Raw genomic sequence first — 20,305 nt, 5'->3', positions numbered from 1 at the left:
GTTCCGGTGGGTCGGCAACACGGCATATTGGAGGTAGTATGACATTCTATCCCCAACGCGCCTCAACAGAAGGCGCCTTTGTACCCCGCTAGGAAGTGAAGAACCCGTGAAGAGCCTCCTGATCCTGGAAGACATTGCGGAAACCCGCGCATGGCTTTGCGAGATCGCGCGCGAGGCATTTCCCGGTTGCCTGATCCATGAGGAAGGCAGCGTGCGCGGAGGCGTTACCGCAGCCACAGGCGCAAAGTTCGACCTGGCGATGCTCGACCTTGGCCTGCCGGACGGCTCGGGCCTCGATGTGCTGCGCAAGGTGAAACAGGAAAACCCCGATACGATCTGCGTCATCACAACCGTGATGGGCGATGATGCCTGGATCGTCGGCGCGCTGTCAGCCGGCGCCAATGGCTACCTCCTGAAGGATCAACCCCAGGATACCCTCATCCGCCAGCTCCGTCAGATTGCGGACGGTGTGCCCGCTCTCTCTCCGTCCATCGCCCGGCGCATCATGGATCATTTCCGCCTCACCGGCCCGGCCGCGCCCGATGATGATCTCACGGCCCGCGAGCGTGACGTACTTGCCCTCATCGGCCGGGGCATGCGCAATGGCGAAGTCGCCCGCGCGCTGGACCTCAGCGAAAACACCGTCGCCAGCTACATCAAGGGTATCTACCGCAAACTCGGCATTTCCTCCCGCGCCGAAGCCTCCTGGCACGCCACCCGGATGGGCCTGACCACCGACCGGACCTGACCGGCCTACTCCGCCGCCATCTCGAACACCGGAATACGCGCGGCGAGGCACGTGCCCTCCCCGCCCTCCAGCGAAATATCGCCGCCGAAGCTCTCCACGCGCAGCTTCATATTTCCCAGGCCATTGCCCAGCGAAGCCGTCTGCGCCGGCATGCCCTTGCCATCATCGGTCACCTTCAGCGAGAGCCAGTCCGCATCCAGACGAATGGTCACCTCAACCGAGCGCGCCTCTGCATGCTTGATCGTGTTGCTCACCGCTTCCCGGATCAGCGCCCGCAGCGCATGCACCTTCTGCCGGGACAGCAACGCGCCGGGTGCCGCATGCAAATTCCAGCTCAGCATGACGCCATGCGGCTCCAGCCGGTCTGCCGTCTCGGCCCGCAGGTCCGCCAGCACATCCTCCATCGGCGCCTCGGCGCCTTGCGCATTGTTGATCACATCGCGGATGTCGGTCAGCGTCTCGCGGATCATCGCGTCCTTCCGGCCGCTCTCGCGCGAGTGCAGCGCGCGCAGCAGCTGCGCCCCGATATTGTCGTGAATGTCCCGCGCAATCCGCGCGCGTTCTTCTGACACGCCCCGGTCATAGGCGTTGCGGTTTTCCTCCGCATACCGCATCAGCTTCACGATCTGCGTCGCCAGCGCGACATCCTTGGGCGAATAGAGCGCCCGCCCGCCATTGCGATAGCGCAGGCTCAGCGGCGGGGAATCTGCCGCCGCCGGCAACAGCATCAACGTGCCCTCATCCTCCACGCGCACCTTTGCCCCGCCTGCCTCAACGGCCTTGATCTCCAGCGGCCCGAACACATCCCGCATCAGCTTGCGCCAGCGCTCCGCCCGCTGCTCTCCGCTGGGGCGCAGAGCAATGTCGATCACCGACCGGAACAGCTCCGCCTCATCGGGCCGCGCCTGCCCCGACAGCTTGCGCCACGCCAGGCTGCGCACCGGCAGATACACCGCCGCCGCCAGCAACAGCGCCACCGAGAACGCCGCCCCCGGCTCAAATGAGAGCATCCCGATCAGCGCCAGATCCAGCGCCAGAACGCCCAACGCCGCCAGGAAGTGGAACATCAGCTGGAACGCCCAGCCGCCCAGCCCGAACACGCGGAAGCGCATCAGCCCAACGGTCAGCGCCGCATAGATCAGCAGGAAAAATCCGAACGCGATGTTCTCGTTCAGCAGCGGCAGAAACCCGAACGTATGCGGAAACGCCACCGTCGAGATAAACCCGCCCGCCCCCAGCACCACCGCCGCGCCCAGCCACAACGCAATCGACCGCTGCGCCGGATCACCTCGCGTCGCAAAGATCTGCCAGCCCACCAGCACGAAGATGCCCACCATCTCCCAGAAGGTAATCGGATGCACCAGCATGAAATCCGGCGACGGACCAAACATCACCCAATACGTCACCGCCCCAAACCCCAGCACCGTCGCCGCCATCAGCCAGCGCCAATAGGGCAGCTTCACCGGATAGATCAGGAACAGGCACATCATCACGATGCCAAAGCCCGACGCGCCGATGCAGTTGATGATCGCCGCCGTCATGTAGGCGCTGTCGGGCAACACCATCGCAAACAGCCACACGGTTGAGGACACCGAGAACATCAGCGTCGTCAGCCCGCTCACCGCAAACAGGATCGCCGCAGGGTCCGCCGGCTTCAGCGCCCACACCCAGGTCGACACCAGGCACGCCCCAAACCCGACCAGCAGCGACACCCACAGCCCCGGATGCACCGCGAAGGGCGACCGCCACGCGCTCACCTCACCCGTCCATCCTGACGCCGGCTGCAGCCCCCAGACCGCCATCCCGGCCGTCACCGCCACGACAATCAATGCCGGCACCGCAAAGCGCACCAGCGGCGTATTCATATCCTGCAGCTTCATGCCCGCCCTCTTCCCCATACCGACGCTCACTATCTGATGCTGCCCCGCGCCGGATGTAAACTGCTGCGCGCCCCTGCCAGCACCCCATGCGCCCGCCCCGGTCCACCCCCCGAACAGGGGGGCACAGCCGCCTTGCGTGTCCCGCCCATCCGCCATCATACTGCCGGCAACCCGGAGGCGCGCCCATGACCAGTCCGAAGCACCTGATTGCCGGCGCCCTCGCCGCACTTACCCTGGCTCTGGCCCTGGCCCTGCCCGCTACCGGCCAGACCGGCGGCACGCCGCCTGTCCTCACGCCGCCCGGCGAACTCTTTGCGACCGAGCCGCCAACGGGCCAGATACAGGGCCAGCCCCCCGGCAAATTCCAGGCACTCTATAATGACGCCAGCCTCTGCTCCGGCCTCACCGCCCAGCTCCGGGCCAGCGCCGGGACGTTCGCCGCCCGCGCCCTCACCGAATCAACCCGCGCCCAGCGCGCCGGCGACAGCCAGGCCGCTGCCGACCTCAAGACACTCTTTTCCCATGGCACCGGCATCCGCGACACAGCCGCATCGGCCCATCAGACCCTCGAAAGCTTCCGCGTCACCCTCTCCCGGCTCAACGGGGTCAGCAATGCCGGCGGCCCCATCCTGTTCCTTGCGGGTGGCCGCCGCGTCACGCCCCTGCCGCTGGATAACCTCCCGGCCGGGGGCCAGCCGCTCACCGACGCCATGATCGGACACGCCAACACCCTGCTGGACAGCCTGGAGGCCGTACACATCTGCCTCGACGCCGTCGGCGCGGTTGATGTCACCACGCCCTGATCTGCCCGAAATAGTTGTTGAAAATCCAATATCAGGCGCCTCACACCCATCAGGCGAGTGTGAGTTCCCTGCAACACTATCATTTTCGATAGCTTGTGCGACGCCCCCGCATGCTGACACCGTGACACTAATAAGTCTGCCGACCTCCCAGAGCAGACGTTGCGGAGGAATCCATGAAACGTCAAAAACCCTTTAGTCGTATTGTATTCGGCGGTGCCTCGGCGCTGGCCATCACCCTGGCCGCGCCCGCGCTCGCGCAGGAAACAACGGCCCCGGAAGCCGCGCCTGCCGCAACCGAGAGCCCGTCTTCTGAGTCCGACCTGAAACTCGGCTCGATCACCGTCACCGCCAACCGCCGCGAAGAGTCCGCCCAGGATGTTCCGATGGCGATCCAGGCGTTCGGCGAAGACACGCTGAGCCAGCTCCAGATCAACTCGGTCGAAGACCTCAGCTCGGTCGTCCCCGGCTTTAACGTGTCGCAGTCCTATCAGGGCGTGCCCACCTACACGCTGCGCGGCATCGGCTTCAACACGATCAACCTCTCGGCCACCTCCACCGTCGGTACCTATGTCGACGAGGTCGCCTACCCCTATCCGTTCATGAACTCCGGCCCGGTCTTTGACGTTTCGCGCGTCGAGGTTCTCAAAGGTCCGCAGGGCACGCTGTTCGGCCGCAACACCACCGCCGGCCTGATCAACGTCGTCACCAACAAGCCGGTCGACGAATTCCAGGCCAGCGCAAAAGCCGAAGTCGGCAATTACGACACCTGGAACCTCGAAGGCATGGTCAACCTGCCGGTCTCCGACACCATTCAGGCCCGCTTCGCTGTCCGCAGCGAAAACAGCGATGAAGGCTGGCAGCGTTCGATCAGCCGTCCGGACGAAGATCGCGGCACGGTCGAGAAGCTCGGCTTCCGCGCCGCAGTGGCCCTTCAGCCGTCTGACAAGCTGGACGTGAACCTCAGCTATAATGGCTGGATCAACAAATCCGATACGATCGCCGGACAGGGCATCGGCCTCACGCCGAGCACCGACCCGACCTTCATCGTTCCGGGCACGAACGGCCCGTCCACGACCTCCGGCTTCAATGCACCGGGCCTCGTCGACTATATCCAGAACAACCAGCCCACCAGCGCCGAAGATGCGGACTGGGTGCCTTACAATATCCGTGCGGCCACCATTGGCGGCGTTCCGGGCATGACAGACGACAACAAGGAAGACGCCAGCTTCCACGCCTTCCGGGCCGGCATCAACTACACCTTCGACAACGACCTGACCCTCGTTTCGCTTACCGGCTATAACAAGCTCGAGCGTGAAGCGATCCTCGACTTCTCGGGCGCGCCCTATCAGATCCTGAACCAGGACATTGATGGCGAAATCACCTCGTTCAGCCAGGAACTTCGCCTCGAAGGTCAGACCGACCGGGCAAACTGGCTCGTCGGCGCCTATTACGGCAAGGATGAGACGACCGACACCAACCGCACCATGCTGCGGGACAATGCCAACTCGAACTTCATTTCGACGGCGGCTTATTTGTTGACGGTTGATCCAACTGCACTGGGCTTTCCGCCCGAAACTGCCGGCCTCGTCGCACTCGTCAACCGCGACCCGGAAACCGGACAACCCTATACAGCCGCAGAGCTGCTCAACTCGTTCCAGACCTATCGCGACAGCGGTGATTTTGAAACGACCACCCAGAGCATCTTCGCGAATGTGGACTGGGAACTGACCCCGGAGTTCTCGCTGACCACCGGCGTGCGTTACACGGAAGACGAGCAGCAATATGTGGGTTGCTCGGCAGATGTGAACGGCTCGATGCAGCCGAACGTCAACGTGTTCAACCGCGTTTTCTTCACCGGCATCTACGGCCTCTCCGCGCCGCCGCCTGCCCTTCTGGAAAACGGCTGCAACACCTATGATCTGACCACCAACACCTTCGGTCCGGTCGAATCCGACACGAAAGAAGACAATGTCAGCTGGCGGATCGCCGGTAACTGGACACCGTCCGACAACATGCTCCTCTTCGCGTCGGTAACGCAGGGCTACAAGTCGGCCTCGACCCCGGTGAACGCCGCATCGAAGTCCGAGCAGAACGCCCCGGCAACGCAGGAAAGCCTGCTCGCCTATGAAGCCGGTGTGAAGGCTCAGCTGTTCAACCAGCGCCTCCAGACCAACGCCTCGGTCTTCTTCTATGACTATGAAGACAAGCAGGTTGCTTCCTTCTTCCCGGACCCGATCTACCGCGCTCTTTCGCGCCTCCAGAACGTTCCGAAGTCGGAAGCCTATGGTTTCGAGACCGAAGTCACCTGGCTGATCAACGAAAACCTCACCGCGATGGGCGGCCTCACGCTGCTGCAAACGGAGATCAAGGAATTCGACACCTCCGACAGCTTCGGCCTTCCGACCAGCCGCGCCGGCGATCCGTTCCTCTACAGCCCGGAAACCAGCGCAAGCCTGGCCCTGCTCTATGACCGGCCTCTGAACGAGACCTATGGCATGCGCAGCACGCTGAGCGGCCGCTGGCAGAGCGATTCGACAGCAGGTGATCCGAACGATCCCTTCTACGACATCGACTCCTACGGCACCCTCAATGGCTCGATCAGCCTCTACACGCTGAACGACAGCTGGGAACTCTCCCTCTGGGGCCAGAACCTGACGGATGAGTATTACATCACGCAGGTTACATCGAACGCAAACGTCGTCCTGCGCTATGCAGGCAAACCACGCACCTACGGGGCATCGCTCTCGTATCGCTTCTAGGCGCATACTTCCTGGGAAGGCCGCAACCCACACCGGGTTGCGGCCCTTTTTTTATCTGCTTACAGACAATTCCATCTGCCCTGTCCGGCCACCGTCATTGCGCCGGCACTGCGCAGTCAAAAAGGTGGTCGTTTCAAACGCCCGGTCGAGGATCGTGCTCACACGCACATACTCCGCCTCCGCCATTTCCCGCGTCAGCGTCAGCAGCAGAAATCCCTTGTCCTTCACATTGGCAAACCGCACGCCCGCATTCTTCTCCGGGATGGCCTGCGCGGCGATCTCGAAGATCCGCGGATCGCTGCTGAGGTTCTCATATCCGCCCGGTGACGTGACACTGCCTGTCGCAAACTCGATGCCCGCAAACGCCCCGTCGCTGCCCCTGTAAAGATCGCTCGCCCAGAACATGTGACTGTCGCCGGACAGCACAACAAGGTTGGCCTCCGCCTCCAGCGCCGAGGTCAGCAGCCGCTCGCGCGCCGCCGGATACCCGTCCCAGGAATCGAGGTTCACCGGCAGGCCCAGCTTCGAACGCTCGATCCAGCGCGCCGAATACCCGCCCTTCGCCTCAATCGCCGCCAGCATGTCGCCGGGCAGGATCGCCGTATAATCTGGCGTGTGCATCGGCGCCATCACCGTCTGGTTTCCCAACACCTGCCAGGCCGTGCCCGCGCCGGCCGAGCGCTTCAGCTCTCCGGCCAGCCACGCCTCCTGCGGCGCGCCCAGCATCGTCCGCGCCGGATCAGCCAGCGGCCCGGCCATGAACGCGTCCGGGTCGCTGACCCCATTCAGGCTCAGCGCCTCCCCGCGCCCCGTCAGCCGCGACTCGATCAGGATCAGCGAGGCGATGCCTCCAAACTCATAGGTCCGCGTCAGTGTCTTCGCTGCCGCGCCGGGTTTGGGATCGCGCATCGGCATCCACTCGAAATACGCCTGCAACGCCGCGTCCCGCCGCGCCTCCCAGCTGCCCTGCGTGTCAGCCTTGTGATTGCCCGCCCCGCCCATCCAGCTGTTGTTGGCCGTCTCATGATCGTCCCAGATCGCAATGAACGGCGCCGCCGCATGGGCCGCTTGCAGGTCGGGGTCACGCCGGTAGCTGGCAAAGCGCGCCCGGTAGTCGGCCAGCGTCACCGCGTCATGGTCCGGCTCGGCAATCCGCCCCAGCCGCCTGGCCGTCTCCCCGTCATACCCGTCGGGCCCATACTCATAGATGTAGTCGCCAAGATGGATCACCGCGTCGAGGCCGGGCGTCTCCGCAATCGCCCGGTATGCGTTGTAATAGCCCGACCCGAAATTGGCGCAGGAGGCGACCGCCAGGCGCACAGACTGTCCCGATGTGTCCTGAAGTGTCCTGGTTTGTCCCGGTGGTGACACGGTCTGACCCGCTTTGAACCGGTAATGGTAGCGTTTGCCGGGCTCCAGCGATTCGATATCGGCCTTCAGAATATAATCCCGCGCCGCGCTCGCCAGGCCGGTGCCCCGGCGCACGATCCGCCTGAAATCTGCGTCCTCCGCCACCTCGAACGCGACAGGAACTGCCGTAACTTCAGGGTTGTAGGCCCGCGTCCAGATCACTACCGATGTCGGCGCCGGATCGCCACTCGCTACGCCCCAGCTGAACGCGGCATCCACCGTCGCCGCCCGCTCCGTGCTCACGCACCCGCCCAGCAGCGTAAACCCGCCCCCGCCCAGACCCAGCAGCGCCTCCCGCCGGCTGATCCCTGTATCCATTAGGCTTTTCGAGTTCTCGCATGTCATCAGGGCGCTCCAGCAGGTGACCAGTCGCGCCACCGTGCAAGCGCCCCGAGACGGACGCAATGCTGAGATGTTAGCTGATATGTTTGACTTTTGGTCCGTGTGCGCCAAGTTGCCATCAGACGCCCCGTCTGCGTATCAGACGTGCACACAAACGGGAAAATCCCTGCCCGCAATCAGTCAATTTGCGGATGGGCTTGCCACAACCAATACGATAACAAAGCCTGCCAACATAAAAAATGCGCAGGCACCAGGGAGCAAACAACATGGGCGTACAAGGCAAGATAAAGCCCAGGGAAGACATGGTACCGTTTCACCAGCAGGGATTCAGCGACGTCCGCCACACCGAAGACTGGGCGCCCGACCTCCAGAAATCCAAAGCCTATGAGCAGATCCTGCTCGACATCATCCTCGGCATCCTGCCGCCAAGCGCCCGCCTCGATGAGCTTGGCCTCGCCAAGCAGTATAATCTCGGCGTTGCAGGGGTGCGCGACGCGCTGGCCCGCCTCTCGCTCGAAGGCATGGTCCTGCGCCGCCCGCGCTCGGGCACCATCGTTGCCTCCATTGATGTGCAGGAAGTGCAGCAATCCTATGAAGTGCGTTGCCTGCTGGAGCCTCAGGCGGCCTTCCTTGCCGCCCAACATGCAACCCGCGCCGAGATCGACGAGATCATGACCGCCTTCGATGGCGCCGAGGCAGCCGCCAAGCGCCGCGACTTTCGCGCCATCATCGCCATGGACCAGAAATTCCACCGGGCCGTCGCCATCGCCAGCCACAATCTCAGCCTCGCGCGCATCGTCATCAACCTCCATAACAAAGCGGCGCGCTACTGGTATTACTCCATGACCACGCGGCCCGACGAAGACCGCCTGGAGGACATCTCCAACCATCGCATCGCCGCCAAGGCCATCGCCAAGGGCGACGGCCCGGCCGCGATGAAGGCCATGCTGGTCGTGATGGGCGACAAGAACGCCGACTGATCCCTCCACAATTCAGGCGCCGGAATGCCTCAAACGCTCAGCTTTGAGGCATTTTTTTATTTGATAGCCGTCCACTCCAGTGAAGTTCTTTCGGCCGTGCGCAGATCATCGTTGTTTCACAAGGTATCGCGAAACCCTTTACCGGCGGCCTTTTCCGGAGGACCGCGTGCTTCCTTCTGACATGGAACTCCTGCCTTCAGAATGCTGCAGCGCACGATTGATAGGCGACAGAACGTCAGTCCTGCCGATTATTTGAACATGTTAACTGAAATGTTAGTTCAAATATCAGAACGCGCTGTTTTTCGGGCGATGCCTCCCTGAACTGACCTCATACGCAACACGCCGCAGCCTATGAGGGGTCCAAGACATGCGAGCACTGTATTACCTGACAAGCGTTTTGACAGCCATTGCCCTTGCCAACAGTGCCTGGGCACAAGAGGGATCTGCTCCGGCCACGGAAGAGGTGGCGGACGATACCGCCGTGCTCGACACCGTGGTCGTGGTGAGCGACCGCGTCGGCCTTCTGGAGAAGTCGTCGAGCGAAAGCGTGTTCGGCATGGGCAAATCCCTGCTCGAAACGCCGCGATCCGCCACTCTGGTCAGCGACCTGACCCTTGAGCGCTACGGCATTGAGGAAGTCGATGACCTGATCGCCATCGCGCCCGGCACATTCACCGGCAGCTATTACGGCGTTAAAGGCGCCGTCAACGCACGCGGCACGCTGGCCGAGAGCTACTTCAACGGCTTTAAACGTGTTGAAAACCGCGGCACCTACCCCACACTCCTCGGTGCGGCATCCCAGGTTGACATCGTCCGTGGTCCCCCGACACCGGCCTTCGGCCCCGGCAAGGTGGGCGGTCTTATCAACGTGATCCCGAAAACAGGCCGCGCCAATGGCAGCGATGAAATGGCCGGTCAGGCCGAAGTCACCGTCGGCTCTTATGGCAAGTTCAATGCGAACGGCCAGGTCGGCGTTCCCGTCGGCGACCGCGGCGGTGTCTACGGATATGTCGAGTACGAAAACTCGGACTCGTTCTATCGCGGCGTCTCCCCGGAACACCTGATGATCCAGCTGTCTGGCGAGTATGATCTCACCGACACGCTCACCCTCACGATGAGCGGCCAGTATTTCGACTCCGATGGCTATGTCCAGTCCCCCGGCTGGAACCGCGTCACCCAGGACCTGATCGACAACCAGAACTACATCACCGGCCGCAACACTGCTGTGGTGGATACGGATGGAAATGGCCGCATCACCCCCGGCGAAGCAGGCGGCAGTTTCGTCGTCGGCTATTTCGGCTTCCCGCCCCCTGTCGATCCGCGCTTCCAGCTGACCGAAGGCGTCGGCACGGCAAAACTCGACGCCCGCACGATCTTCATCTCGGATGCAGACTTTTCCAAATCGACCACCAACACCCTCTATTTCAAAGCCGAGCAACAGATTGGCGATGACACGCTGAATGTCGAGCTTTTCTATGACGACATGGAAAACCAGCGCTTCGTCAGCTACGGCTTCCCGGCTGATTACGACGCCTGGGCCGGCGAAGGCCGCCTCAGCTATGACTTTGACGCAGGCACTGAAGACTCCTTCATCCGGTCCACAAACAAGGTCGGCTTCGGCTATCGCCGTCAGGACGCGATCAAGAAAGAGACCTATAACTCCGGCTACATCTCGCTGGACCGCCGCGACATCATCTTCGGCGCCACCCCTAACGACATCATCGATGATCCGTTCTCGGTAGAGCCAGGTATCGAGGGCGTCGGCTGGGACATGACGGTCGACTCAAGCTGGACCAACAAGGGCCTCTTCGCCCTCTCCGACATCAGCATCGGTGAATATGCCAGCCTGCTGCTCGGCGGCCGTTACGACTGGTATGACGCGACCTCCATCGATACCGGCGCGCTCTGCTATTGCCCGGCCAATATCGAGTTTGACGCCGCCCAGGAAGAATTCAGCTACAGCGCCAGCTTCAGCCTGAATACGCCCTTCGGCCTCTTTCCTTATGTGACCTATGCTGAAACAGCCGCGCTCGAAATCGGCCAGGCCGGCGACATCACGCCCGGCCTGATCAGCGGCGATCAATGGATCTCCGACTCAGAGCTGACCGAGGCAGGCGTAAAGTTTGAACTGCTCAGCGGTACGCTGGTCGGCAGCCTGTCCGGCTACGAACAATCTCGCACCCGCCTGTCGATGTTCGACAACGTCGTTGCCACCGAAGCGAAGGGCATCGAACTGGAAGCCCGCTGGCTTGCCACCGACAACCTCTCCTTCACCTTCGCCGGAAACACCCAGGAAACGACCGTCAAAGGCCCCGATGCCAGCTTCGGCTACATCCCCGTCTGGGCAACCGGCCTCGATCCGATCGACGGTTATGGCGCGGCCTATGCGGTCTACAACCTCGCCACCTCGCCCGTGGGCCAGCCTGGCGACTATGAATTCCGCCTCGTGCCACAAACCGTGGCCAGCGTCTTCGGCTCCTATGTTTCCGACCCCTATGAATGGGGCCAGTTCGGGGTCACCGGTGGCATCACCAGTGTCTCGGAAACCGCCGGCAAACTCGCCAATCCGGTGATCCTGCCCGCCTATGAAACCGTCAATCTGTCGGCCTTCTACACCTTCAACGACTATGAAATCGCCTTCAACGTCGACAACCTGTTTGATGAGCTCTACTTCCAGCCGGTAACCGACACATATTCCGATATGGCGGTCCTGCCGGGCCGTGGCACGGAATACCGCGTCACCTTCAAGAAGAAGTTCTGAGAACGGATATAAGCTCCCGCCGGGGACCGGTTCTGCTGCCTACCCAACGCCCTCCCGCTGGGCTTGCAGGACCGGTCCTTGGCAGAGGAGACACTATGGGGAGTGATAACAATGAGGAATGCCTGTGAGCCTGAAACCCGCTTTTCCTGACACCCTTTCTGGCTGGATCGCGCCAGACCGCACGGCGGTCATCGTTGTCGATATTCAGGTCGATTTTGCCTCACCCGATGGCGTGCTGGGCAAGGCCGGCGTGGACATGGGCATCGCGGCGCCGGCGGTCTCTGCTGCTGAACGTCTGGTCGATGCCGCCCGCGCCGCCGGAACGCCCGTCATCTTCGTCGGCCTCGCCACCACCGCCGCAACGGACTCGCCCGTCTGGGGCGAATGGCGCCGCCGCAAGAACGGTGTCGACAGTGGTGGCGCGCTCTGCCGCGCAGGCGAAGTGGGCTCGGCTTTCTATGGCCCTACGCCCCAGGGCGATGAAACCGTCATCTGGAAACTGCGCTATAGCGGCTTCTTCGGCACCAGCCTGGACGCGGCCCTGCGCGCGCGCGGCATCGACACGCTGATCGTCTGCGGCCTCACCACGGAATGCTGTGTCGATTGCACCGTGCGCGATGCCTTCCACCTCGATTATTTCGTGTACGTGCCAACCGACGCCTGCGCGGCCTACGATCCCGGCATCCACGAAAGCGCGCTGCAATCCCTGGAGCTCAACTGCGCCACGCTCATCTCTACCGGTGAGATCCTCAGTGCCTGGACTGAATAAAAACAAGAAAGTGTCCCCATGAGTAACGTGTTCACGAATTTGCCCGAGGCGAACTATATCGTCACGGAAGAAGATGCCGCCGCCCTCGCCGCCGCTATCGACAAGGAGGAGATGACGCGGGTTGCCCTCGAGCTTGGCAATATCCCCAGCCCCGCACGCGGAGAAGCTCAGGCTGCGGAATATGTCTATCAATGGCTGGCGAAAGAAGGCTTCCGCCCCCGCAAGGTCGGCGCCACGCCCGAGCGTCCCAACATCATCGCCACCTATGGCGGCAAGGGCGATGGCAAAAGCCTCCTCTACACCGCCCATCTCGACACCGAGAGCCCCACCTGGAACCCGGACGAAGACGCCTACAAATTCCGCCCGGAAACACTCGAAGTGCGCGAGTGGAATGAATGCTGGCTGGAAGACGGCGCCTTCCATGGCTTCCCCATCGCTAATGATCGCGGCCCGATGACCTGCTTTCTCTTTGCGGCAAAGGCCCTGAAGCAATGCGGCTTCGACCTCGCGGGCCGCCTCTATCTCACCGCCTCGCCCGGCGAAATTGGCCCGGAACCCATCGAGGAAGCCCGCGGCATCGATTTCATGGGCAAGGAAATCGGCACGCATTACGTCTTCAATCATGGCGGCGTCTCGCCAGACTATGCGATCGCCGCTGAAGGCTGCGACTATGGGCTCACCTGGGTAGGCTGTGGTTATACGGTCTTCCGTATACGTCTTTATGGCGAAGCAATCTTCACGCCCCTCCTCACCTCCCCAAAGAACGCGGCTCAACATCCCAACCCCATCTACCGTATGGGCGCCGCCATCCAGCCGATCCTCGACTGGAGCCTGAAATTCGAGGCCGAAAGCCGCTACGAATCCGAAGGCGGCTCCGCCTTTCCAAAAGCCCAGCTCTCCGCCGTGCGCGGCGGCGTGCCCCATGCCTTTGGCGCGGGCACGGAAGTCTGCGCGCTCTATCTGGAAGTCGGCCTCGCCCCCAATCAGGAAATCGGCGCCGTCCATCGCAGCCTTGAGAAATACCTGCGCGAGGCAAACATCGGCGAGTTCGATGTCGAACCCGTCGTCGTCCGCCATGGCTTTGAGGCAGACGCCGGCAAGGTCGCCCCGCTGGTCAGCGCCGTTGATGCCGCCACACGCCTCTCGCTCGGCAAGCCGGTCGAGCGTGCCGCGCCTGTCTATTCCAGCATGTGGCGCGACCATAACGTGTTCAACATGAACCGCGTGCCCGCCATCACCACCGGCTTCAAGCGCTGGCGCCCAACGCCGGATGATCTGGCCAAGAGCGCGCTCATCTACGCCCTCACCGCCCTCGCCCTTTGCGGCAAGGTGGACAATGCAGCCGAAACCGCGCGCGCAAAGCCCGTATACGGCGACAATCCCTTCAGCTGACGGAAGGATTCAGAATATGACACCTCCCATCGACACAGCTCTCTGGCGCGAAGCCATGGGCGGTTTCCTCACCGGCGTCACAGTCGTTACCACGCTCTCGGGCGGCAAGATCGCCGGCACCGCCGTCAATGCTTTCTCAGCGCTGTCGCAGGACCCGCCGCTGCTGCTCGTCTGCCTCGACCGGTCCAGCCGCTCGCTTGAAGCCATCCGCTCGTCGGGTTTCTTCGCCGTCAACATCCTCTCCGAGACGCATATGGAAGTCGTCCGCCGCTTCTCCTCCAAGAGCGCTGACGACCGGTTCCGCGACGTGCCTTACACGAGCGAAGCGACCGGCGCGCCGGTCCTCACCGGGTCTGTCGCCTGGTTTGATTGCTCCGTCCACGCCATTCATGAGGGCGGCGACCATGAGATCGTCGTGGGCCGCGTGCTTCGCCTCGGATCGGACAACGCCGCCACGCCGCTGGCGTATCATCGCGGCAATATCTGGTGTCTTCCGGCCCGCGAGATTGTCCCTGAAGGGCGTTCATGACCCCGCCTGAGAAAGCCGGAGCGCCGCATCTCACGGGCACTGCCGCGCTCGTCCGCGTCATGGCGGATACAGCCTACCGCAATCTCTTCCTCGCCTCCACCGCCGTCATGGCCAGCCAGTGGATGCAGCGCATCGCGCTCGGCTGGATCATGTGGGAGCTTACTGGCTCCACCACATGGCTCGGCCTGCTGGCCAGCGCAGAGCTCCTCCCCGGCCTCTTCTTCGGCCCGCTCGGCGGCGTCCTCGCCGACAGGATGAGCCGTAAGCGGATGGTCCTCATCTGCCAGATTGCGGCCTTTGTCATCTCCGTCGCCACCGGCATAGTCGTTTTCCTCGGCCTCTCGACGCCGCTCCTCCTGATGGTGCTGACAGCTGGGGGCGGCATTGCCGCGGCGCTCCAGGAATCGGCCCGCACCCTGCTGCTGCGCGACGCCACCCCGCGCGACTGCCTGCCCACCGGCATGTCGATGACCGCGATCTCGGTCAACGTCACCCGCTTCCTCGGCCCGGCGCTCGCCGGTCCGCTGGTCATCTGGCCCGGTCCCGCTTCGATCTTCTGGATCAATGCCGCCGTCGCCCTGGTCATGATCGCCACCGTGCTCACCCTGCGCCTCAAACACGCCACCCCGGCACCGGCCACCCGCGAACCCTTCCTGCGCCAGCTCTGGATCGGCATGAAAGGCGCCTCCAGCCATCCGGTTGTCACACCGGTCCTCCTGGTTTTTGCCGCCACCGCCTTCCTCGTCCGCCCGGTTTACGAGCTGATGCCCGCCTTCGCCGACCGTCTCTTCGGCGGCAATGTTCAGGACTATACCTATCTCATCATGGGCGTCGGTGCAGGCGCGGTCATCGGCGCCGTCATCGTCACGCTGAACGCGCCCCCGCGCCCGGCCATGATGTTTTTCTGGTCGTCGCTCGCCGCCTGCCTTTCCCTGGTCGCCTTCTCCGCGACACCGGGCATTTTATCGGCCACACTGGCGGCAACGATCCTGGGCTTTTTCATGTGCATCAGCGCCGCCACATCTCAGCTCGTCATGGTTCTGGATACGGAGGAATCCGTAACCGGCCGGGTGCTCAGCCTCTGGGGCGCGCTCATGCGCGGCGCGCCGGCGCTGGGCGCGCTGGCTACCGGCGCCGTGCTGGACCTGATGGGATACCGCCTGCCGCTGGCCCTCTCCGGCCTTATCGCGGCGGTGCTCACAGGCGGCGCGATCTACCTCTTCACCCGCAGTCCGGGCGCCCGCCCGGACGCTGCCTGAGCAAGGACCGCCATGCCCTCCCAATGGTCAATTGATAGGCACCGAACCGCAAAGCTGATGCAGTTTCTGACATTTTGTCTGAAATGTCAGATTTTGCGATCCTGGCCCGCGAACTGCAACGCCGCCCCCGCTAAAACAGGCTGAGAGCAAGAGAGAACCCGATGCTGAATTCCGGAATCTTCAAATCCGTCCGTTCCGTGTCTCCCCTCGCCGGGGGCCATCTGGCGACGCTCAGCACGCTCGACATGCTGATCAGCGCCGCCACCTTCTCCTCCCTCGGCATTGTCCTGCCCCACATGGTCGCAGAGCTTGAGTGGAGCTGGTCGCAGGCCGGCCTCGGCTTCACCATCCTTGGCGCAGCGTGTGGCGGTTCCTCCCTCTTCCCCACGCTGGTCATCCGCAAGCTGGGCGTCCGCATTGCGCTGATCCTCGGCGGCCTCCTGATGGCGCTGGGCCTCTTCACGATGAGCACGGTAAACAACCTGCTCCAGTATTTCATTGCCGCCGCCATCTGCGGGGTTGCCTACCAGATGCTCGGCACCATCCCGTCCACCTTCGTCATCAGCCGCCACTTCAAGAATCGCTCCACCGCGCTGGGCCTCTATTTCACCATAGGCGGCTTCGGCAATGTGATCGGCCCGTGGATGGTGATGGCCGTCCTCTCGGTCGAAGGCCAGGTCTGGCGCGACTATTGGGTCTACCAGTCACTGCTCCTTCTCGCGACCGGTGTTGCGGGCGGCCTCATCATCGGCCTTGACAAACGCTTTTCTCAGCCTGCGGAGCGTGAGCTTCAGGAACCCGCCACCCCGGCGAAGCCAGAGCCCGCCCTCGCCGCAGAATCGACGCCCGCCAAGCCCTCTCGCGTCTACATTTCCCCCATCGACTGGGGCGTCAAACAGGCGATGCGCACGCCGCAATACAAGATCCTGGTGGCCGCCTATTTCGCAAACCTCATGGCTCTGGTCACCGTCACCAGCCTCTCGGTCGGCCACCTTGTCGAGCGCGGCGTCTCCAGTGAAGTGGCCGGCGCGATGCTCAGCCTTGAAGCCTTCATCGCCGTGCTGACCCGCATTGCGGGCGGCTTCCTGGGAGAACGCATCGACCCGCGCTATCTGATGGTCGTCTCCCTCGCCGCCACCTCCATCGGCTGCGCCGTGCTCGCCACCTCCGACTCTCACTCCATCCTGTTGATCTACGCTATCGGCACCGGCATCGGCTTCGGCCTCACGGCCCTCTCCTGCACCGTGCTGATGATGAATTATTTCGGCCAGCGCCATAACCTCGAACTCTTCTCGTCCATGTGCCTCGTCGGCGCGGCCTCAGCCCTTGGCCCGACGATTGGCGGCGTGATCCGTGATCTGACAGGCAACTTCGTGCTGATGTTCCTGATCCTGTCGGCCGTCGCCGCCATCGTCTGGGTCGCCGTGGTGATGATGCGCGCCCCGCAGACGGATGAAACATCGGGCGCCGAAAGCACTGGCCCCAACACCGCCCCCGACACGGGCCGCGATGCGCCCGCCATCGCTGAACGAACCGCTTAATTTCCAATACGTGGAGCCCAATAACCATGTTGCCCAATCATAAAATGTTCGGTGTCTTCCTGCCCATCGCCAATGGCGGCTGGATCGTCTCGAAGAACACGCCGACGCTCGACGGCCTGTATGAAACCAATCGCGAAGCCGCGATCACCGCAGATCGCATCGGCCTCGACTTCATCATGTCCATGGCGAAGTTCCGGGGCTTCGGCGGGGAAACCAACCACTGGGCCACCTCCATGGAATCCATGACCATGATGGCCGGCCTCGCCGAAGCCACCAAGACTGTGAAGGTCTGGGCTACCGTTCACGCGCTCCTTTCCAATCCCGCCGTCGTCGCCAAGATGGTCACAACGCTCGATCATATCTCCAAGGGCCGCGCGGGCCTCAACATCGTCGCCGGCGCCTACCGCGAGGAATTCTCCCAGATGGGCGCCTGGGACGATAGCCTCTCCCATGGCGACCGTTATCAGCTCACGGAAGAATGGATCACCATCATCAAGCGCCTCTGGTCAGAGCCGAGCGTCACCTTCAAGGGCCGCTTCTTCGATATGGAAGACTGCCAGTCTGATCCCAAACCCATCTCCCGGCCCCGGCCAGACCTGATCGCGGCAGGCCAGTCAGATCGGGGCTTTGACTTCTCAACCACCCATGCCGATGCCTGCTTCATCGGCGGGCGCAGCGTCGAGGAGCGCCGGGGCCACAGCCGCCGCGCCCGCGAGATCGCCGCGGAGAAAGGCAAGACCATCAAGGTTTGCGCCATGTGTACCGTCATCCACGCCGACACCGACGCCAAAGCCGAATCCATGCTGCAACGCTTCGAAGACGGGGCCGATCTTGGCGCCATCATGGCCCAGATGAAAAGCTGGGGCATCGCGCCCGACAGCCTCGCCGCCATGGCCCGCAAGGTCGGCGTCAGCCAGAACCATTCCGTCGTCGGATCGCCAGAGACGTGCCGCGAGAAGATCGAGGAATATATGGAAACCTGCGATCTTGACGGCGTGATGCTGATTTTCCCCGACTACAAGGTCGGTCTGGAAATGTTCGGAGACATTCTCCCCAAGCTGCGCCAGCGCTTTCCCGCCCAGAACCACGAACCCGCATAATCAGATAACAGAATAAGGGAGAGGGAAACCTCATGGCTGACGGACTGCTGGACAGCGCGCTGGGCGCCGGGGTATCCCCGGAAGACGTAAAGGCAATCGCCGATGCGATCGACATGGATGAGCTGACGAAACTCATCCTGGACCTCGCCAACATCTACAGCCCGTCAACCGGCGAGGCGGAGGCCTCCGCTTTCGTCCATGACTGGATGGACCGCGAAGGTTTCCGCCCGCTCAGCGTCGGCGCCGTGCCCCATCGCCAGAATGTCATCGGCACCTATGGCGGCAACGGCCCGGGAAAAAACCTCCTCTTCACGGCCCATCTCGACACCGAGAGTGAGCCCGCCGATCCAGTCATCCGCGCCAAGACCCGCCGCCCCGAAAGCGTGGCAAACCGCGAATGGAAAGAGTGCTGGCTGGAGGATGGCAAATTCTATGGCTACGCCGTCGCCAATGATCGCGGCCCGATGAGCTGTATGCTGATGGCCGCCAAGGCGCTGAAGAAAGCCGGTTATGAACTCGCCGGCCGCATGTATCTCACAGCCTGCCCCGGCGAATGCGGCCCCGAGCCCATCGAAGAGCATGGCGGCATCGACAATATGGGCAAGGAAATCGGCGCCCATTACATGTTCCACCATGGCGGCGTCGCGCCCGATTTCGCCATCGCCGCCGAGGGCACGGATTTCGGCGTCACCTGGCTTGGCTGCGGCGGCGCGATGTTCCGCATCCGCCTCTATGGCCAGTCGATTTTCCGCCCGCTCCTCAAGGCGCCCAAAGCCACCGCCGACCATCCCAGCTCGATCTACAAGCTCGGCCCGGTCATCGAGGCGCTCCACGCCTGGTCGCTCGATTACGAGACCAGCAACGCCTACCACGCCAAGGGCGGCTCCTCCCTGCCCAAGGCCACGATCAGCTGCGTCCAGGCCGGCTTCCCCCACAGCGGCGGCACCGAAGTCGCCGCCATCTATATCAGCTGCGACCTTAGCCCGAAGCAGAAGGCCGCCCAGGTCCTGCACGAACTCGAAGCCGTCATGCGTGCCCTGCCCGGCATCGAGTTTGACATCGAGCCGGTGAACGTCAGCCATGGCTACGAAGCCGACGACACCGAAGTCACCCCCCTCGTCGCCGGTGTCGATGTGGCGGTTCAGGCCGTGCTGGATCACCCCGTCGAAATCGCCAAGCCGGTCTATTCCAGCATGTGGCGCGACCATAACGTGTTCAACATGCACCGCGTGCCCGCCATCACCTTCGGCCCCGTCCGCTGGCGCCCGACGCCGGAAGACTTCTTCAAATGCACGCTGATGTACGCCCTCACAGCGCTGACGATCTGCGGCCGCATGGACGGCGAAGTCGAGAAACGCACCGGGCGCACGGTTTATGGCGACAACCCGTTCGATTGAGCCGTTTGTCGAACAGCCCGGTCAGGCCGCTTTCTTGTCAGAGTCCAGATAGGTCATCAACATATCCTGAAAGACCACCTTCATCTGCTCGATATACTCGGCGTCGCGCGACACCGCCTCAATGTAGGCGCCGCGATAGAAGGCCGCCATCACCGCAATCATGACACCAGAAACATTCATCCCAGAAAGCTCCGGGAAGAAACCATCATATCCGGTGGTGATTTCCTCGATCCGCGTCTTTGAATTGCGCTTATAAAGCGCCAGCAGATCCTTGTCGGACCGGAGCGCCACGATCAGCTCGAAGGTGACCGGAAAGATCTCCTGAAACTCCTTCCAGAGAATATCCAGGCGCTCCTGCAAGGGAAGGCCACCCTTACCCTCGAAGGCCGTATGCACCCGGTCATACCGCCACTGAACGAAATGCTGGATGGCCGACGATGTCAGCTCGATCTTGCTGGAGTAATGATGGGTAATTGCCCCGCGGGAAACCCCCGCCATGTCCGCAATATCCTGTAGCGAAACGCCGATATACCCCTGCTCGCCAATACATCGCAAAGTAGCGTCAAGCACGCGCCTCTGCATGCTTTCGCTCCGGTCCTTTTGAGACCTTCTTTCAATTTTTCCGGAATGTTCGT

The 20,305-nt window shown here is 62.7% G+C and carries 15 protein-coding genes; 12 read left to right on the top strand and 3 right to left on the bottom strand.

Going from position 1 to position 20,305, the window contains the following annotated elements:
* The first annotated feature begins 106 nt into the window (after positions 1–106).
* Positions 107–748 carry a LuxR C-terminal-related transcriptional regulator gene (locus tag HNE_RS06275; RefSeq protein WP_011646282.1) on the top strand — a complete coding sequence of 214 codons (642 nt, stop codon included), beginning with the start codon at positions 107–109 and terminating at the stop codon, positions 746–748.
* A gap of 5 nt (positions 749–753) precedes the next feature.
* Here the strand turns inward: HNE_RS06275 and HNE_RS06270 are convergent, their stop codons facing one another.
* On the bottom strand, positions 754–2,628 hold the full coding sequence (locus HNE_RS06270) for a sensor histidine kinase (RefSeq protein ID WP_160162609.1): 1,875 nt from the start codon (positions 2,626–2,628) through the stop codon (positions 754–756).
* A 185-nt stretch (positions 2,629–2,813) separates the two neighbouring features.
* On the opposite strand from HNE_RS06270, the gene HNE_RS06265 reads away from it, so the two are divergent.
* A complete protein-coding gene (locus HNE_RS06265; protein WP_035590522.1) occupies positions 2,814–3,431 on the top strand; it encodes a hypothetical protein in 618 nt (205 codons plus the stop codon).
* A gap of 173 nt (positions 3,432–3,604) precedes the next feature.
* Positions 3,605–6,190, top strand: a complete 2,586-nt coding sequence (locus tag HNE_RS06260; RefSeq protein WP_011646279.1) for a TonB-dependent receptor — start codon at positions 3,605–3,607, stop codon at positions 6,188–6,190.
* A 51-nt stretch (positions 6,191–6,241) separates the two neighbouring features.
* Here HNE_RS06260 and HNE_RS06255 read toward each other — a convergent pair whose 3' ends face one another.
* The gene (locus HNE_RS06255) at positions 6,242–7,945 is read right to left on the bottom strand and encodes an alkaline phosphatase D family protein (RefSeq protein WP_011646278.1); all 1,704 of its coding nucleotides are present in this window, start codon (positions 7,943–7,945) and stop codon (positions 6,242–6,244) included.
* Between the two features lie 299 nt (positions 7,946–8,244).
* On the opposite strand from HNE_RS06255, the gene HNE_RS06250 reads away from it, so the two are divergent.
* The 9 genes from HNE_RS06250 to HNE_RS06210 all read left to right on the top strand — a co-directional run bounded on the left by HNE_RS06250 (position 8,245) and on the right by HNE_RS06210 (position 19,670).
* Positions 8,245–8,922 (top strand): GntR family transcriptional regulator, encoded by a 678-nt coding sequence (locus tag HNE_RS06250; RefSeq protein WP_035590654.1) that lies wholly within the window; start codon positions 8,245–8,247, stop codon positions 8,920–8,922.
* A gap of 367 nt (positions 8,923–9,289) precedes the next feature.
* On the top strand, positions 9,290–11,683 hold the full coding sequence (locus HNE_RS06245; RefSeq protein WP_011646276.1) for a TonB-dependent siderophore receptor: 2,394 nt from the start codon (positions 9,290–9,292) through the stop codon (positions 11,681–11,683).
* Between the two features lie 118 nt (positions 11,684–11,801).
* Entirely contained in the window at positions 11,802–12,452 is a 651-nt protein-coding gene (locus HNE_RS06240; protein ID WP_011646275.1) for a cysteine hydrolase family protein, read from the top strand.
* An 18-nt stretch (positions 12,453–12,470) separates the two neighbouring features.
* Positions 12,471–13,844 (top strand): peptidase M20, encoded by a 1,374-nt coding sequence (locus HNE_RS06235; RefSeq protein WP_035590526.1) that lies wholly within the window; start codon positions 12,471–12,473, stop codon positions 13,842–13,844.
* A gap of 16 nt (positions 13,845–13,860) precedes the next feature.
* Entirely contained in the window at positions 13,861–14,373 is a 513-nt protein-coding gene (locus tag HNE_RS06230) for a flavin reductase family protein (RefSeq protein WP_035590530.1), read from the top strand.
* Positions 14,370–15,632: an MFS transporter gene (locus tag HNE_RS06225; RefSeq protein WP_011646272.1), complete on the top strand. Its 1,263-nt coding sequence runs from the start codon at positions 14,370–14,372 to the stop codon at positions 15,630–15,632. The genes HNE_RS06230 and HNE_RS06225 overlap by 4 nt, the downstream gene beginning before the upstream one ends.
* A 161-nt stretch (positions 15,633–15,793) precedes the next feature.
* Positions 15,794–17,173, top strand: a complete 1,380-nt coding sequence (locus tag HNE_RS06220; RefSeq protein WP_148205821.1) for an MFS transporter — start codon at positions 15,794–15,796, stop codon at positions 17,171–17,173.
* Between the two features lie 26 nt (positions 17,174–17,199).
* A complete protein-coding gene (locus HNE_RS06215) occupies positions 17,200–18,273 on the top strand; it encodes an LLM class flavin-dependent oxidoreductase (protein WP_035590533.1) in 1,074 nt (357 codons plus the stop codon).
* Positions 18,274–18,305: 32 nt separating this feature from the next.
* Complete coding sequence (locus HNE_RS06210; RefSeq protein WP_011646269.1) at positions 18,306–19,670, top strand: M20 family metallopeptidase; 1,365 nt, start codon at positions 18,306–18,308, stop codon at positions 19,668–19,670.
* Positions 19,671–19,691: 21 nt separating this feature from the next.
* On the opposite strand, the gene HNE_RS17860 is transcribed toward HNE_RS06210, so the two are convergent.
* Complete coding sequence (locus HNE_RS17860; protein ID WP_160162608.1) at positions 19,692–20,252, bottom strand: TetR/AcrR family transcriptional regulator; 561 nt, start codon at positions 20,250–20,252, stop codon at positions 19,692–19,694.
* Between the last annotated feature and the right edge of the window lie 53 nt (positions 20,253–20,305).

This window comes from Hyphomonas neptunium ATCC 15444, assembly GCF_000013025.1.
GTDB classification, from domain to species: Bacteria; Pseudomonadota; Alphaproteobacteria; order Caulobacterales; family Hyphomonadaceae; genus Hyphomonas; species Hyphomonas neptunia.
Note: the sequence above shows the minus strand (reverse complement) of the source record. Positions and strands in the feature narration are given on the sequence as shown.

Bases quoted from the DNA above. Each gene is read 5' to 3' on its own strand.
- HNE_RS06270 (WP_160162609.1), bottom strand. From the start codon at position 2,628: ATGAAGCTGCAGGATATGAATACGCCGCTGGTGCGCTTTGCGGTGCCG.
- HNE_RS06265 (WP_035590522.1), top strand. From the start codon at position 2,814: ATGACCAGTCCGAAGCACCTGATTGCCGGCGCCCTCGCCGCACTTACC.
- HNE_RS06260 (WP_011646279.1), top strand. From the start codon at position 3,605: ATGAAACGTCAAAAACCCTTTAGTCGTATTGTATTCGGCGGTGCCTCG.
- HNE_RS06255 (WP_011646278.1), bottom strand. From the start codon at position 7,945: ATGACATGCGAGAACTCGAAAAGCCTAATGGATACAGGGATCAGCCGG.
- HNE_RS06250 (WP_035590654.1), top strand. From the start codon at position 8,245: ATGGTACCGTTTCACCAGCAGGGATTCAGCGACGTCCGCCACACCGAA.
- HNE_RS06245 (WP_011646276.1), top strand. From the start codon at position 9,290: ATGCGAGCACTGTATTACCTGACAAGCGTTTTGACAGCCATTGCCCTT.
- HNE_RS06240 (WP_011646275.1), top strand. From the start codon at position 11,802: ATGCCTGTGAGCCTGAAACCCGCTTTTCCTGACACCCTTTCTGGCTGG.
- HNE_RS06235 (WP_035590526.1), top strand. From the start codon at position 12,471: ATGAGTAACGTGTTCACGAATTTGCCCGAGGCGAACTATATCGTCACG.
- HNE_RS06230 (WP_035590530.1), top strand. From the start codon at position 13,861: ATGACACCTCCCATCGACACAGCTCTCTGGCGCGAAGCCATGGGCGGT.
- HNE_RS06225 (WP_011646272.1), top strand. From the start codon at position 14,370: ATGACCCCGCCTGAGAAAGCCGGAGCGCCGCATCTCACGGGCACTGCC.
- HNE_RS06220 (WP_148205821.1), top strand. From the start codon at position 15,794: ATGCTGAATTCCGGAATCTTCAAATCCGTCCGTTCCGTGTCTCCCCTC.
- HNE_RS06215 (WP_035590533.1), top strand. From the start codon at position 17,200: ATGTTGCCCAATCATAAAATGTTCGGTGTCTTCCTGCCCATCGCCAAT.
- HNE_RS06210 (WP_011646269.1), top strand. From the start codon at position 18,306: ATGGCTGACGGACTGCTGGACAGCGCGCTGGGCGCCGGGGTATCCCCG.
- HNE_RS17860 (WP_160162608.1), bottom strand. From the start codon at position 20,252: ATGCAGAGGCGCGTGCTTGACGCTACTTTGCGATGTATTGGCGAGCAG.